Below are 14,350 nucleotides of genomic sequence, written 5' to 3'. Positions count from 1 at the left end.
GCGGCGGGTGTTCCTGCTAACGCAGGACTGACTAAATACAGGGTAGTGCGAATTAAGTCTGCATCGCGGGATGCTTGCGCCATTTTTTCTAAGGGGACCACCCAGATTTTTTCGTCTTCCCAACTGACGCGGTAACAGATGGCAACGGGAGTGTCTGGGGGATAATGTTGCAGCAGTTTATCTTGGGCGGTTTCCACGTGACGGGCCGCCAGATATAGGCATAAACTGGCTTTATGGGACGCAAGGGAGGCCAAGTCTTCCGCGTCGGGGACCGCAGAAGCACGGCCACTGATGCGGGTGAGGATGATACTCTGGACGAGACCAGGGACGGTGAGCTCTACCCCTAGTTTAGCGGCTGCGGCCTGATACGCGCCTAAACCGGGGATCAGTTCGACAGGGATATCTTCCTCGGCCAGTCGCTGCATTTGTTCATGGATGGCACTATAGAGGGTGAGGTCCCCGGAGTGGAGACGCACGACGGCTTTTCCGTTGCGCACGCGATCGCACATCATCGGTACAATATCCTCTAGGGTTTCGTGTCCCGTGGGAATTAATTCTGCATCTGGCCGCACATCCTTGACCAGTTGACGCGGCACAAGAGAGTTAGCATACAGGAGAGTATCCGCTTGGCTGAGGATACGATAGGCTTTAACGGTGAGTAATTCCGGGTCGCCCGGCCCGGCCCCGATAATGTAAACTGCTGGTTTTAAGGACATATTGGCTTTTTGTAGGTTAGAGTTTCTGATTGTCGCAAATTTAGCGATTTTCTGCGAGGGTTGTCCGGATGAAAGGGATGGGACTGGAATAAGGGAATTGGTAGATGCACCCTAGTTAAGCTCTGGAGTTATTTCAACTCCGGAGCTTTTTTTCACCCGATAGAGATAATATTTTTCATTATGGATGAAACTCTCGGTGAATTGAGCGAGTTTCTCTACTTGTAAACGGGTGTCAATCTGTAATTCTTCGTTTAAAATCAGTAAAATCTCGGAAATATCCGGTCGGTCTAACAGTTGTCTCACGTCTGCTATAATTTCAGCTTGAGTCATATTGCTTTGACGTTGGCGAGTAAATAGGGTAAAACTCCCTAATTGTTGGATTTCGGGATAATAGATTTTTTGGTTTAAATATCCAGAGATGGCGGCCATGGTAAAGTCCACACTCCCCACCATAAACAGTTCATCGAGTTTTTCTTGTTTAATATAGCTTGCCGTTTGTCGTGCCGCAGAAAACGGAATAATTAAATCTCGTCCAAAGGCAATTAACCCTGCAATTAATTGAGCGATTAAAATAATTAAAATTACGGTGTGCTTGCTTTTGGCTATCCAGCGATAAAATTGCTTAACCCTTGGGCGAGATATTGGCGTAATTTTAGCTATTGTTTGGGGTAAATATTCGCTAGTTTGATAATAATGAGATAACCACAAAGCAACGATAAGAACTAGGAAAATATACCCATAATGTCTAGGTGATCCCAAAAATTTTAGATAAGCAAATAACCACAATTTAACGGTGGCAATGCTATAAAAGAAAAGAGGAATAGGTTTGCGCAAAAAACTGCCTATAAAAAAGATAAAAAGACTAAGAGAAATTACCCCAAACAACGTTACAGCTAAAACATTACTATCTCCGGGAATTAAAATCAAAATATAACTACTCCAGAGACGAGATAAAACCTTCATTAAGTGATAAAAGTCCCACCGTATAAACCATTGAGTGAGTCCTCCTTGTAGTTGACTGTCTAAAGGAGGTATTAACATCCAAGTTGAAAAGATAACTCCTATAATATAAATTATTCCACTGGTTATCATGTCCCAAATAGGGGGGAAGGAGTCCGCACTGTCTGGAAATGACCAAAAATAATCTAAAATAAGGGTTAAAAAGAGGGCGAAAGATAGGATTAATCCATAGGCATTACTGTTAGCTAGAAAAAAGAGCGCAATAGCCAATCCTAAATAACTATTTTGGCGAGCTTTAAATAATACACAAAAAACAAATAAAAACAACAGAGAAAAGGCATAATTACGACTAATCAAGCAATACTCATAAAACGGATAATAACCAAAAATAAACAATCCCTTTTGTAGCCGAGAAAACGGGGCATATTGCAAAAAAAGATACACCGTACTTACCGCTAAACCCCAATGAAATAGCTGCATAATCACCGGATTATCCGTAACTTGATTTAAAGCCCATAAACAAAAATACCAAAGGACTGGATGCCCCTCATATTTAATCGTTTGGAGTAACTCAGAAAATGAGGGACTATCCCGTACAATTAACCAAACATTGACCTCATCTCGCCACATGGCATGATTGAGAATCCCCCCTAAACTGAGAAGCGTAAAAAGGGCGAACATTCCCCAAGGAAAAATCGGCAGGGAGTTGCTAAACTTTAGCAGTCTTTTGGCTTTTGATATCGGATAGAACACCACTTACAACCTGTCTCTAAATACGCTACTCTGGTAATCTGGTCATTATCCACTTTTCAAGGGCAGGAAACAACAGGGAATGAGACGAAATTGGCAACTTAACGAAACCCAATGGTTGATTTTACTTACAGTTGCAGCGATGATTTTATGGACGATTGACTTGGGGGGTGTGCCTCTGCGAGACTGGGATGAAGCGACTCATGCCCTAGTTGGGAGAGAGCTTTATCGCACCGGAGATTGGCTACACCTCACGTTTTTCGGTCATCCCTATTTTTATAAACCGCCTCTATCTTACTGGATTCTGGCTAGTAGTTATCACCTGTTTGGCACTGTGAATGAGTTTACCAGTCGCTTTCCCCTGGCGTTGATGACTGGGTTGGGGGTCCCTTTACTCTATCAACTGGGGAAAGAATTATTCCCCCAGAAACCCTCTCCTAACCCTCCGGCCTTGTTTTCTGCGTTGGTGTATCTGACGCTGTTTCCTGTGGTGCGTCATGGACGCTTGACGATGCTGGATGGGTTGGTGAATACTTGTTTTATTCTGCTGTTGCTGTGTTTGCTACGAGAACGACGACAGCGTGTGTGGGCAGTGGGGATTGGTTTGTGTTTGGCGGCGATTATGCTGACGAAGGGGGTTTTGGTGTTAGCATTATGGGCTATTGCTGGGGTTTTTGTCCTTGTGAACCGTCAATGGAAACTTTTTACTAACCCTTATGCTTGGCTGGGCCTTGTTGTGGGAATTGCCCTCACAGGGGCTTGGTATGGCGCACAGCTACAACATTATGGGCAGACCTTTTTTGAGGTACATTTCCAAGCACAAGGCTTCAATCGCCTCTCAAAAGCCGTAGAGGGCAATAGTGGCGCACCCTGGTATTATCTGCTGGAGTTGCTGAAATATGCGTTCCCTTGGTTGTTGTTTCTCCCTGCTGGGTTACTTTTAGCGGTGAAACAGCGTCATACGGACTGGGGAAGGTTGGTGTTAATTGGCACAATCCTGTTTTTGGGGACGATTACTTTGATGGGGACTAAGTTGCCTTGGTATATTCTGCCCTATTATCCTTTTTTTGCGTTGACGGTGGGGGGATATTTAGGGAAGTTGTGGGAGGGGAAGGGGAGATATTCTCGGTTTATTGCGGCTTTTTTGGGGGTGATGGGGGTGGCTTCTGGTGCTGCGATTGTTTATTTTTGGTATGCGGACCGTCAATGGCCGTTATTGTTGATGGGGGGTGTGTTGGGGGTGACGTTTGGCCTGGCGAGTTGGCAATTTTGGTGTAAAAGTCGGGGGTTTTTGCCGATTCTGGTGGTGGGGTTATATTTGGGTTATGGTTTGCTGTTTCTGTCTTCGACGTGGGTTTGGGAGGTAAATGAACAGTTTCCGGTGACGGAGGTGGGCCGGTTGGTCCGTGAGGAAACGCCGGAGGATACGGTGGTTTATACGTCGTTTGCCTATAATCGGCCTAGTCTGGATTTTTACAGCGATCGCTGGGTTCGTCCTGCAAATCAAGATCAGTTACAAGAGTATTGGGAGAGTCAGCATTATTTGTTATTGGATCAAGGGACGGTAGATGCTTTAAATATCCCCCAATCCGCGATTTTAGGGAAGGCTGATGGGTTTATTTTGGTTTATCAATCAAGGGATTTGGAAAAGGGAACAGGGAACAGGGAATCGGGAATCGGGAATCGGGAATCGGGAATCGGGAATCGGGAATCGGGAAAGGGATTAGAGTATTTTTGGCTCACTTGAAGAAACCCAGTTTAAAAGTATTTTATCTTAATTGAGAATTGATGAGTTTAACCAAGAACAAATAACCAAGAACTATTGTTAATTGTTATATGAAATCCCTTGATTTGTATTAAATCAATTTATTGTAAGCCCTAAAGGGCTTACTACGAACTTATAACGATTAACTGGATGTCATATTAATTATTAAGTCTGTTGTTGTTGGGGAATTTCAATCATAAATTTTGTTCCTTTTCCTAATTCAGACTCACAAAGTAATTGGCCTTGATGGGTTTCGGTGATGATTTGATAACTAATGGATAATCCTAACCCTGTTCCTTTGCCGACGGGTTTGGTGGTGAAGAAGGGATCGAAAATATGCTCAACTTTAGAGGCAGGAATGCCATTAGCATTATCTGTAATACATATTTTAACAATATTGTCAACTTCTTCTGTGGTGATTTCAATTTGATTGGGATTGTTTTCTAGTTCAGAATAAGTTAAGTCTTGACTCTTTTCTTCTAAGGCATCAATGGCATTACTAATTAAGTTCATAAAAACTTGATTTAACTGTCCGGCATAACACCCAACGGGGGGTAAGTCGCCATAATTTTTAATAATTTGAATTTCGGGTCGTTCGCTTTTAGCTTTGATGCGATTGTAGAGAATCATGATGGTGCTATCAATGTTATCATGTAAGTTAACGGCTTTCATTTCGGCTTCGTTGAAGCGGGAGAAGGTGCGGAGGGATTTGACGATTTCTTTGATACGATCTGCCCCTAACTTCATAGATTTTAACATTTTGGGTAAGTCTTCGAGGAGGAATTCTAGGTCAATGGCTTCTATTTCTTCTTCAATTTCTGGGGTGGCTTCGGGGAAATTATCTTGATAGAGTTGCAGTAAGTTGAGAATATCGTTGGTGTATTCTGTGGCATGGGTGATGTTGCCATAAATAAAGTTAACTGGGTTATTAATTTCGTGGGCGACTCCGGCGACTAATTGCCCTAAACTGGACATTTTTTCGCTTTGAATGAGTTGGGTTTGGGCTTGCTGTAGTTCTCGATAGGCCCGTTCTAATTCTAAGGTTTGATTGCGGGATTGTTCGTAGAGTTCGGCTTGATTTAAGCCTAAAATGAGTTGGGTGGCGACGGCTTCGATGAGTTCGACTTCTGCTTCAGTCCAAGGGCGTTTTTCGGTGACTCTGGCTATGGCCCAGGCCCCTTGGCGACCGGACTGGGTTTGGACGGGATAGGCGAGTAAGGCGGTATAGTTGAGTTGTTGGAAAAAGTTGCGAATGTCTGGGTCAGGGTATTGGTCGATGTTGTCGATTCTCAGGATTGTTCCTTGTTGGATGCGTTCACTGACCGCAGAGAGTTGCGAGACGGGGGATTTACCGAGGATGCTGGGGAGGTGGTCTTGTTTCCGTTCGTGGACAATGTTCCAGTAGGGGGTTTCGTCGTCTTCAATGTACCAGATGAAATAGGCGCGATCGACAGTAAAGGCGTTGTAGATTTCTTGGACTGCGGTTTCGATGACGGTATCGAGGTCTAGGGATTGACGGATGCGGTCCACGAGACGGTTAAGGAGGCTTTCTTGTTCGGCTTGTTGTTGCAGGAGGAATTCGGTTCTTTTTTGTTCGGTGATGTCGTTATTGGTCCCAATGACGCGATAGACTTGGCCGTTGTCGTGGTGGAGGGGATAGAGGGTGGTTAACCACCAATTGGTTCGACCTTTGAGGGTAATTTGGTTGGTGTATTGGACGGTATGGCCGCATTGGATGCAATGGGAAACTTGCGATCGCAGTTCCGGTTCTCGGTCTTTTCCAAACACCTCTGCGAGGGTTTTCCCGGCGATTTGGTCGAAGGTTAAGTTATAATATTCTAAGTTAACCCGATTCCAACTTTTAAAGATATATTCGTTGTCCTCGGTGACATCAATGACGAAGAATCCCACTTCTATGCCATCGTAAATACTGCGTAACAGTTGTTCCTGTTCCCGAATGGCGATTTCGGCTTGTTGACGTTCGCTAATATCCCGGGTAATGGTGGCCATGGCGTAGGGTTGGCCGGTGTCGGGGTTGGTGAGTCGATAACCGGAATAGTCCACGGGGATGAGGGTTTGGGTGGCCAAATTTTTAAACCGGACTTCTCCTCGCCAAAATCCCTGTTCGATTACTGTGGGGATAATTTCATTTTGAAAGACGGGGATATCTTCGGGCCAAATGCAGTCGAGGACATGGAAAGAAGACACAGACTCAGACTCAGATAATCCTAGCATACGGCGGCCTGCGCGGTTGATAAAGAGGGGTTGTCCCTCTAGGTTGGCCATGCCGATAAAATCATTGCTATTCTCGATGAGAATCCGCAGTTTATCCTGTTCTTGTTCGGCTTGCTTACGATGGGTGATATCAATAATGAGGCCATCCCAAATAATATCCCCGTTGTCTTGGAGATTGGGTTGAGAGAAACCTGCCATCCATTTGATGTTGCCTGATGGGGGAATGATTCGCCATTCGTGTTCCCATTGCTGTTGTTGCTGGGTGGCCTGTTCAATGGTTTTTTGAAAGAAGGGGAGATCATCGGGGTGGATAATTTCCCACATGAGATGTTCTTTTTGTTTGACTTGCTGGGGATCAAGTTCATAGATGGTTTTTAAACTGGGACTGATGTAGATGAAGTCTGCGGTCCCCTTGACTCGCTGAAGATATTGATAGATGATGCCGGGGAGATTTTGACTAATGGCGGCTAAACTGGCGGTTTCTGTGGCGTTGTAGGGGGTTGGGGGTTGTTGTAAGGGGGTGAGGAGACTGTCGATGCTGAGGGGGTTGCCTTGGGTGTCGGTGGTTAGCCAGTAGCGATCGCGGATTCTGCGGGTCTCTCCATCGGGTAAGATAATCGAATATTCTAGTTCTCCTCCTTGGGTTCGTAAGGCGGAGTCTAGGGTTTGTTTCACGCGATCGCGGTCTTGAACCACAATACAATGGAGATGATCTTGGGGCGTTTCTTGCCACCCGGCCCAAGACCGTTGATAGAGTTTCTCGGCCGCGGGATTAAGATAGAGGAGGTCTAAGTTGTGGGGATCAAGCGATCGTAACCCGTCTTGCATCCGTTCACAAATGCCGCTTAACCAGGAAGGAGAATGGGCAAAAGGAGGGACGGTTTGGGATAAAGCGTTAGATCGTTGAGGCATAACCAAAGTGAGGATGGGAGACTCTATTTGTATTATATTGTGGGGCGTTTCTGGGCGGTGTGATCCCTTCCCCCCATGAATGGCAAGGGATGAATTTTCCCCCATGCTTCCCCGTTTCCCCCTAATCTTACATTGTCATCCCTGTAAAACCTCATCAAGCAAGGGTTTAGACTGCTATGTCACCTATTCTTCATTCCACAGTTGTTCGAGACGACTTCGCCAAGCGGCTAATACCCGGTTGCGACTGTCTTCGCTTTGTTCTAAGTCCCCTAACATTCCTTCTTGATAAAAGCGTTCTAGTTGCTGCATGGTGGTTTCTAAGTCTTGTCCTTTGGCTTTGGCGGCCCGGATAATTTGGCGGACTCGTTGTTCGACGAGACGGTCAAAACAGGTGTTGAGTTTGTCTTGGTTTAAGCGGATTAAACGCGCGATCGCATTTTCTAAGTCTTCCGGAGTCAGAGTATTCAGTCGATGTTCATACACCCCCCAGAGAACCCCCTGATAAAGAGCATATTTCGCCTCTTGAGTGGTGTCAAAGTTCCCTTGTAGCAGTTGTTCAAAATAGACTTGGGCCTGTTGGCCAGGGGCAATAGGCAGCATCACCCGCAACCAACTCAAATCTTCCGACAGTAAGGCCAATAAACGAAAGTCCTCTGTCACCACCTGCCACGTTTCTTGACTCGGTTGTTCAACTGTTGTCTGGGGAAAGAGTTTTTCTAAGATGGCTGTGATGGTATCTAAGTTCATTGTTTTGTTGGTTGTTTGATAAGTATTCAGATATTCTTGATCTGTTCGTAGTAAGCTCGCAAGCGAGCTTCTTTCACCCCTGACAGTGTAACAGCTAAACTTTTTGATTTTTCATTTTCTGATTGTTCTATTAACCCGTTTTAACGGGTTTCAGCTATTAGCCTTGGGTTAAAACCCAAGGCATATTAAGGTAGCTTCTAAAGCCCTCTGCCCTCTGCTTTCCGCTTTCTGCCTTCTGCCTTCAGATTATCTTGATCTTAACTTTGACAAGCCGTCTGTTGACAGGGGACAGAATCGACCTACAGTATAAAGCCCAGCAAATTTTTGTAATCACTCACGGCCAATGCACATTCATCCCGAAAAACCGCCCTTGATTTCTGTTGGCATTGCACCAATTGGCTATATTTCCATTGGAATTGTACCCATGGGGTTTATCTCCATTGGGGCAGTCCCCATGGGAGTTGTCTCCATTGGGGCTGTTTCTATGGGAATTGTCTCCGCCGGGACAGTGGCCATGGGAGTTATTGCAGCAGGGTTTCAGTCTATGGGCATTGTCAGTGTAGGCCCTATGGGGATGGGCAATGTTCGCTTTCCGAGAGGGGAAATGATGGAACATAAAGAACAAATGCACAATCCTTCCCCAGCGTCAGAGATGGAAATGCCCATGGAATAATTTGGGACAATTAACAATTAACAATTAACAATGGTTGTTTGTTGTTTGTTGTTTGTTGTTTGTTCTCCCCCATCTCCTCTTTGTGTCCTTTGTGTCTTTGTGGTTCAACCGTCAACTATCAACTCCCCCATCTCCCCCATCTCCCCCATCTCCCATTCCCTAAATAAATTCAACTCTTTTCTTGTAGTCGTTTGGGTTTCAGATAAAGGGCTTCTAACACCACTGCCCCTCCTGCGACCCAAGGCGGCACAATTAATGCCCCAACGATACCTAACACCTGTGCGCCCCCTAACACGGCTAGAAGTTGATATATGGGGGGAACACGGACGGTATTTCCCACTAATAGGGGGTCCAAAACGTAGGTTTCGACGTTTTGGACGATGACGAATAATAATAACACCCAAATAAATAACCAACCCCCTTGGGCAATGGCCACAATTAATGCAGGTATCGCGCCTAAAATGGGGCCGAAGAAGGGAATTAAGTTGGTAAATCCGGCAATGACTCCTAAACCAATAGCAAACTCGGTTAAGCCTAAGAAGCGGAGGCCGATGCTGGTGGCTGTGCCTAAAATGAGGGAAACTAAGATACGGCCTTGGATGTAGCTGCCCATGCGTTGACTGACGGGCATAACTAGCGATCGCAATCTATCTTCCCAAGGCTGTGGGAATAACTCCACAATACCATCAATTAGGTTCTCTGACCCCGCCAGCATATACCCAGACAGCAACAAGGCCAGCAATAAACTCAAAAATCCCCCAACAATCCCCCGTGTGAGACCATAAGACCGCACCACTAACTCCTGAGAGGTACGAAACCCCCAAGAAATTAATCCCTGAATATCAAAAAATTCCCCCAGTTGGTCCAACACAGAGGGATCACTCAATCCCAACCGAACAATTAAATCTTGGGCTAAACTCTCCAAGACATCTAAATAGGAGGGCAATTTCCGCACTAATCGTTCAATTTGTTGGGCTACGGTGGGGCCGATAATTAAGCCAAACAACACTAAAACCCCTAACACCCCTAAATAGACTAATAATACCGCCAACCAACGGGGAATTTTTGCCCGTTCCGCCTGACGGATGAGGGGGGAGAGGGTGGAAGCAATGACGACGGCCACCATTAACACGACCACCAGCCACCGGAGTTGCCAGAGTAAGACTAACAATAACCCCCCTCCTGCAAGGGAGAGGAGGGTGGACAGGGAAAGATTCACTCGCCATTCCGACATCGGCTTTTAATCCCCACTAATATGCACAAAGACTTGTCTTTCATGACCCCGGGCCCGATGTTCCCAAAGGTAAATCCCTTGCCATGTTCCCAGTACAAGGCGACCGTTGGCAATGGGGATTTGTTCGGAGGTGTTGGTGAGGACGGAGCGAATATGGGCGGGCATATCGTCTGAGCCTTCGGTGCTGTGGAAGTAACGGCGACTTTCGGGGACGAGATCGGCGAAGAAGTTGGATAGGTCTTTGAGTACGTCGGGGTCGGCGTTTTCTTGAATGACGAGGCTGGCGGAGGTGTGGCGGATGAATAGGCTACACAGTCCGGTTTTTACCCCCGATTCGGCGACGGCGGCTTCGACTTGGGAGGTGATTTTCTGAAAGGATTTCCCGTTGGTGCGGATTTTGAGGATGTCTTGGGTGAGTTGTGCTTGAGGCATAGCAGTATTCAGTAATCAGTAATTCATTAATAATGATTGGGGAGGACTGGTATCCCAATGGCTTTGTCCAGAAACTCACTCAGAATCAGGTTTTTGCCTAATTTTGGGCGGTTTTGCGTTTCTGGCGCGTCCAGTAATATACTAATCAGGAATGGGTTTCTCTCCCAACTCTTTTCTGGCACGGATGGATTGAGGGACGGGGTTACTGCATACTTTGTGATTTTTGTCAAATTAAAGGGGTGGTTTGAAGTAAAAATCATGTAAGCGGGTTGGGGGGTAGGCTGGGTTGACTGGGGGAAAGGTGACGGAGTGATGGGGGGTTGAGGAATTGGCTGAAAATTTGGTTGTTAATTCCCTTCTGATTATATTTTTTTGTCAAGGGGGGTATTTTGTCAAATCCCCCATTCTGCCGTTGCTGCGATCGGAGCGATTTTTTGGTTAATTTTTGTAAAATCCGGGTTTTTGATACAAAGGTTTAATGGTTTCGTGATTTTGTATAAATTTATTTTAACATTATTATCCATTGTTCATTATCCATTATCCATTAATTAATCAAGCCAGCCAAAACTTGAGAATAAATAACAGGGCTAAAACCCACATTCCCAGATTAACTTCTTGGGCTTTTCCTTGCATGGCTTTAATAATAGGATAGGTGATTAAACCTGCCGCGAGTCCATCGGCGATGGAGTAACTCAAGGGCATAATAATAATCGTGAGAAAGGCAGGAATCGACTCGGCGGGGTCATCCCAGCGAATACTTTTCACACTTCCAGCCATGAGGACTCCGACTACAATTAAAGCGGGGGCTGTGGCATAACCGGGGATGGCTTCAAAGAGGGGAATAAATAAGAGGGCAATGAGAAATAAAACGGCGGTCACAACGGCAGTAAATCCACTGCGTCCCCCTTCAGAAATGCCGGAGGCAGATTCAATATAAGTGGTTACGGTTGATGTTCCAAAAATTGCTCCGGTTGTTGTGCCAACTGAATCGGCCAAAAAGGCACGATTAACCCCCGGAAACTTGCCATCGTCTTGGATATAGCCGGCTTTTACCCCTAGTCCAGTGACTGTGCCGACGGTATCAAATAAATCGACAAAGAGGAAGACAAAGAGAATGGAAAAGAGTTGCCAAACGTTGGTAGTGAGGAGGTTTCCGAGGCCCACAAAGGCTTGACCCACTAAATCAACGGGAGGGGTGGGAAGGGCAAGGAGTCCTTGGGGAGGTGGGGAAATTTGTAAGAGCCATCCTAAAATGGCGGTGGCGAGGATGCCCCAGAGGAGGGCCCCTTGGATGCGTCGGACGACAAAGGCGGCGGTGATGAAAATGCCTGCGATCGCCATTAAGGTATTCGGGTTGCCTAAGTCTCCTAATGTGGTAGTTGTCGCCTCACTGGCCAGAATAATCCCAGCCCCTCCCGTTTCTGGACTCCCAGACAGGGCAATATAGGCGATAAATAAGCCAATCCCTGCGGCAGTTGCGTGTTTAATGGCATCGGGGATAATTTGTACAATGATCGTCCGCAGGTTGGACAGGGTGAGTAAAATGAACACAATGCCTTCTACAAATACTGCGGCTAAGGCGGCACGCCAGTCAATGCCTAAGCCTAAAACCACGGTAAAGGCAAAATAGGCGTTTAACCCCATACCAGGGGCTAAGGCAAAGGGAAATTTGGCATAGAGTCCCATAATGAGGGTAGCAATGGCTGCGGAGACTCCGGTGGCAATGACTAATTCTCCAAATAAGTCTCCGGCTTCTTCGAGGAAGATGGCATTGGAGAGAATGCCGGGGTTGGCCACCAGAATATAGGCCATGGTGACAAAGGTGGTGATGCCGGCCAGTATTTCTCGGCGGAAGTCGGTTTGTAAGGCGGTGAAGTTGAAATATTGGGCAATGGGATGAGTTGCCCCTCTGTTGGGTGGGGTGGGTGTCTCTGGGGGTTGAGGGTTGTCAGTGTCGTGAGTCATTCTCAATGATCATTTAAGCAGTTACGCGCTCTATTTTGGCGTATTTTGGGATGCTTGGTTGTTGTGGATTTAGCATTTTTTTGGCTGAATGTCAATTCGTGGCAGAGGTGATAGTTGATAGTTGATAGTTGATAGTTGAACCACAAAGACACAAAGAACACTAAGAGAAAGAACGGTAAGAGACTGTTTTGTGAAAGCTGGTAGTTATGGCACTCCTGGCATTACGAAGGGGGGGGAATTTGTTGGATTTTTGGAGCGAGGAAGGGGTCTACAGGTGCGGCTCTATTTCCCATTATCAATATATACCCTTGTCAAGTCAATGTCAAGGGGGTTTTTAGAAAAAATGCCAGCATTAATCCGCTCCTCCTAAATCCCTTAATAAGGGGTGCTTTCACTCTTTTCTCTCCTTTTCAAGGAGGGTGGGGGGGATCATCCAGTCAACCTAAATACTTACGAAAAAATCGTGTTTGAGGGATACAATAAAATGGGTTGTTATAAGTTAATAACGGTTTGATTTTTAGAAGGCCAAGACAATGCTAACTTTTTATTATCATCCTCTCTCCCCTATTGCACGTCGCGTTTGGATTGCACTGCTTGAAAAGGGGTTATCATTTGACGCTGTGGTAATTAATCTCAATGGACAACAAAAAAAGCCCGATTTTTTAAAACTTAACCCCTTTCACCATGTCCCGGTTTTAGTGGATGGGGATTTACGGATTTTAGAATCTTTGGCAATTTTAGACTATTTGGAGGCGCAATATCCTAGTCCCTCTTTACTCCCGCCAACTCCTGCTACAATGACAAGTGTGCGGATGGTGCAGATGGTGACAATTAATGAGCTTACCCCTAAGTTACCTGCGTTGGTGATGTCCAGGGAGTCGCCTGAAGGGGATGAGGGACTATGGCAGCAAATTCAGACGATTTTAGGGTTTTTGAGCGAACAGTTGGGGAATGGGGCTTATTTTGGGGGAGAGTGTCTCAGTTTAGCGGATGTTACGGCAGGGACCGCTTTTCCGTTCATGACGCGGTTGGGGGTGGAGTTGCAAGGATATCCTACTTTGGCTGCATGGTATGATCGCATCCTCGCACGGGAGTCTTGGCAAAAGAGCCAATTTGATGAGGAGGGGTTTGATACTTGGAAGCGTTGGCTATTGTTGCAAATTAAACGTCGTCAACGACGGAAAAAATGAGGTTCATGGGGCTTTTTCTAGACCATTGACAAGGGACTTGGAGCAACTCAACAATGATTGCTAAAAACTAATAAGCAGATTCACAATTCTCATGTTACCTTAACCCGTAAGCGACCTGAGCAGCCCAATGCCCGAAAAAGCTGGAGATTGAGCATTTTCGCAAAAACACCTTCAACCTATGCAAACTCTTACCGCCAGAACGATACAGGCTTTTAAATCTTCTCGTGTCAGATCGGGAAAATCGTCGATAATTTCTGCTTCGGTCATTTCGGACGCTAGGTATTCAAGGACTTCATAAACTGTAATTCGTAAGCCTCTTACACAAGGCTTACCACCGCGTTTATTCGGTTCGATAGTTATATAGTTTCTGGAATGCATATAGCATTTTCAAATGAGGAGTAAACTCCCATGGGGGTTTACTCTAATACTAAAAACCCCCTATATACCTGATTCCCTGTTCCCTGTTCCCTGTTCCCTGTTCCCTTTGCCAAACAAGTCAGTTTACAACTCTGATGAAAACGCTATAGATTAGTATTTTGTTCTTGCTATTGATACAATTTTAGATAGGGACGCAGACTGGCTTCACCTAATGCTGGATCACCAGAGAGAAAGGGTTAACCTCTAGTAGGCGATTTACTCGACTTTTTTTGACATTAGGCCACAAAGCCATACTTATACCCATCCTTACGATGAATCACCTTTGAGACATAAGAGAGTGAAGTTCCTAATCTTTTTCGCTCTTTTGGATAAATCTCGCATCTTCCGTTCGAG

11 protein-coding genes are annotated in these 14,350 nt (G+C 45.7%); 3 read left to right on the top strand and 8 right to left on the bottom strand.

The genetic code is table 11. The features are described 5' to 3' along the window. Both cobM and PN462_RS18055 read right to left on the bottom strand, forming a co-directional pair. A partial coding sequence (cobM, locus tag PN462_RS18060) for a precorrin-4 C(11)-methyltransferase (protein ID WP_272130219.1) occupies positions 1-716 on the bottom strand: 716 nt, incomplete at its 3' end. A gap of 111 nt (positions 717-827) precedes the next feature. Beyond that, a complete protein-coding gene (locus PN462_RS18055) occupies positions 828-2,357 on the bottom strand; it encodes a hypothetical protein (protein ID WP_272130218.1) in 1,530 nt (509 codons plus the stop codon). Between the two features lie 151 nt (positions 2,358-2,508). Here PN462_RS18055 and PN462_RS18050 point away from each other — a divergent pair, with 151 nt between their 5' ends. Further along, positions 2,509-4,173, top strand: coding sequence for an ArnT family glycosyltransferase (locus tag PN462_RS18050; protein WP_272130217.1), 1,665 nt, complete (start codon positions 2,509-2,511; stop codon positions 4,171-4,173). 183 nt (positions 4,174-4,356) lie between these two features. Here PN462_RS18050 and PN462_RS18045 read toward each other — a convergent pair whose 3' ends face one another. After that, positions 4,357-7,443 carry a PAS domain-containing protein gene (locus PN462_RS18045; protein ID WP_272130216.1) on the bottom strand — a complete coding sequence of 1,029 codons (3,087 nt, stop codon included), beginning with the start codon at positions 7,441-7,443 and terminating at the stop codon, positions 4,357-4,359. 78 nt (positions 7,444-7,521) lie between these two features. Then, positions 7,522-8,085 (bottom strand): hypothetical protein, encoded by a 564-nt coding sequence (locus PN462_RS18040; RefSeq protein ID WP_272130215.1) that lies wholly within the window; start codon positions 8,083-8,085, stop codon positions 7,522-7,524. A 343-nt stretch (positions 8,086-8,428) separates the two neighbouring features. Between PN462_RS18040 and PN462_RS18035 the strand changes: the two genes are divergently transcribed. Next, on the top strand, positions 8,429-8,758 hold the full coding sequence (locus tag PN462_RS18035) for a hypothetical protein (RefSeq protein ID WP_272130214.1): 330 nt from the start codon (positions 8,429-8,431) through the stop codon (positions 8,756-8,758). 169 nt (positions 8,759-8,927) lie between these two features. Here PN462_RS18035 and PN462_RS18030 read toward each other — a convergent pair whose 3' ends face one another. From PN462_RS18030 to PN462_RS18020, 3 genes are all read right to left on the bottom strand, one after another. Beyond that, positions 8,928-9,992: an AI-2E family transporter gene (locus PN462_RS18030; protein ID WP_272130213.1), complete on the bottom strand. Its 1,065-nt coding sequence runs from the start codon at positions 9,990-9,992 to the stop codon at positions 8,928-8,930. Positions 9,993-9,998: 6 nt separating this feature from the next. Further along, positions 9,999-10,424 carry a secondary thiamine-phosphate synthase enzyme YjbQ gene (locus PN462_RS18025; RefSeq protein ID WP_272130212.1) on the bottom strand — a complete coding sequence of 142 codons (426 nt, stop codon included), beginning with the start codon at positions 10,422-10,424 and terminating at the stop codon, positions 9,999-10,001. Positions 10,425-10,976: 552 nt separating this feature from the next. Beyond that, on the bottom strand, positions 10,977-12,389 hold the full coding sequence (locus PN462_RS18020) for an NCS2 family permease (protein ID WP_272130211.1): 1,413 nt from the start codon (positions 12,387-12,389) through the stop codon (positions 10,977-10,979). A 533-nt stretch (positions 12,390-12,922) separates the two neighbouring features. On the opposite strand from PN462_RS18020, the gene PN462_RS18015 reads away from it, so the two are divergent. Continuing rightward, complete coding sequence (locus PN462_RS18015) at positions 12,923-13,579, top strand: glutathione S-transferase family protein (RefSeq protein WP_272130210.1); 657 nt, start codon at positions 12,923-12,925, stop codon at positions 13,577-13,579. 171 nt (positions 13,580-13,750) lie between these two features. On the opposite strand, the gene PN462_RS18010 is transcribed toward PN462_RS18015, so the two are convergent. Continuing rightward, on the bottom strand, positions 13,751-13,957 hold the full coding sequence (locus PN462_RS18010) for a DUF433 domain-containing protein (protein WP_272130209.1): 207 nt from the start codon (positions 13,955-13,957) through the stop codon (positions 13,751-13,753). Positions 13,958-14,350 lie beyond the last annotated feature (393 nt).

It is taken from the genome of Spirulina sp. CS-785/01, from assembly GCF_028330525.1.
GTDB lineage: Bacteria > Cyanobacteriota > Cyanobacteriia > Cyanobacteriales > Spirulinaceae > JAQMSD01.
This window is presented reverse-complemented; position numbering and strand designations above follow the sequence as displayed.

Bases quoted from the DNA above. Each gene is read 5' to 3' on its own strand.
- PN462_RS18055 (WP_272130218.1), bottom strand. From the start codon at position 2,357: ATGTTCGCCCTTTTTACGCTTCTCAGTTTAGGGGGGATTCTCAATCAT.
- PN462_RS18050 (WP_272130217.1), top strand. From the start codon at position 2,509: ATGAGACGAAATTGGCAACTTAACGAAACCCAATGGTTGATTTTACTT.
- PN462_RS18045 (WP_272130216.1), bottom strand. From the start codon at position 7,443: ATGGGGGAAAATTCATCCCTTGCCATTCATGGGGGGAAGGGATCACAC.
- PN462_RS18040 (WP_272130215.1), bottom strand. From the start codon at position 8,085: ATGAACTTAGATACCATCACAGCCATCTTAGAAAAACTCTTTCCCCAG.
- PN462_RS18035 (WP_272130214.1), top strand. From the start codon at position 8,429: ATGCACATTCATCCCGAAAAACCGCCCTTGATTTCTGTTGGCATTGCA.
- PN462_RS18030 (WP_272130213.1), bottom strand. From the start codon at position 9,992: ATGTCGGAATGGCGAGTGAATCTTTCCCTGTCCACCCTCCTCTCCCTT.
- PN462_RS18025 (WP_272130212.1), bottom strand. From the start codon at position 10,424: ATGCCTCAAGCACAACTCACCCAAGACATCCTCAAAATCCGCACCAAC.
- PN462_RS18020 (WP_272130211.1), bottom strand. From the start codon at position 12,389: ATGACTCACGACACTGACAACCCTCAACCCCCAGAGACACCCACCCCA.
- PN462_RS18015 (WP_272130210.1), top strand. From the start codon at position 12,923: ATGCTAACTTTTTATTATCATCCTCTCTCCCCTATTGCACGTCGCGTT.
- PN462_RS18010 (WP_272130209.1), bottom strand. From the start codon at position 13,957: ATGCATTCCAGAAACTATATAACTATCGAACCGAATAAACGCGGTGGT.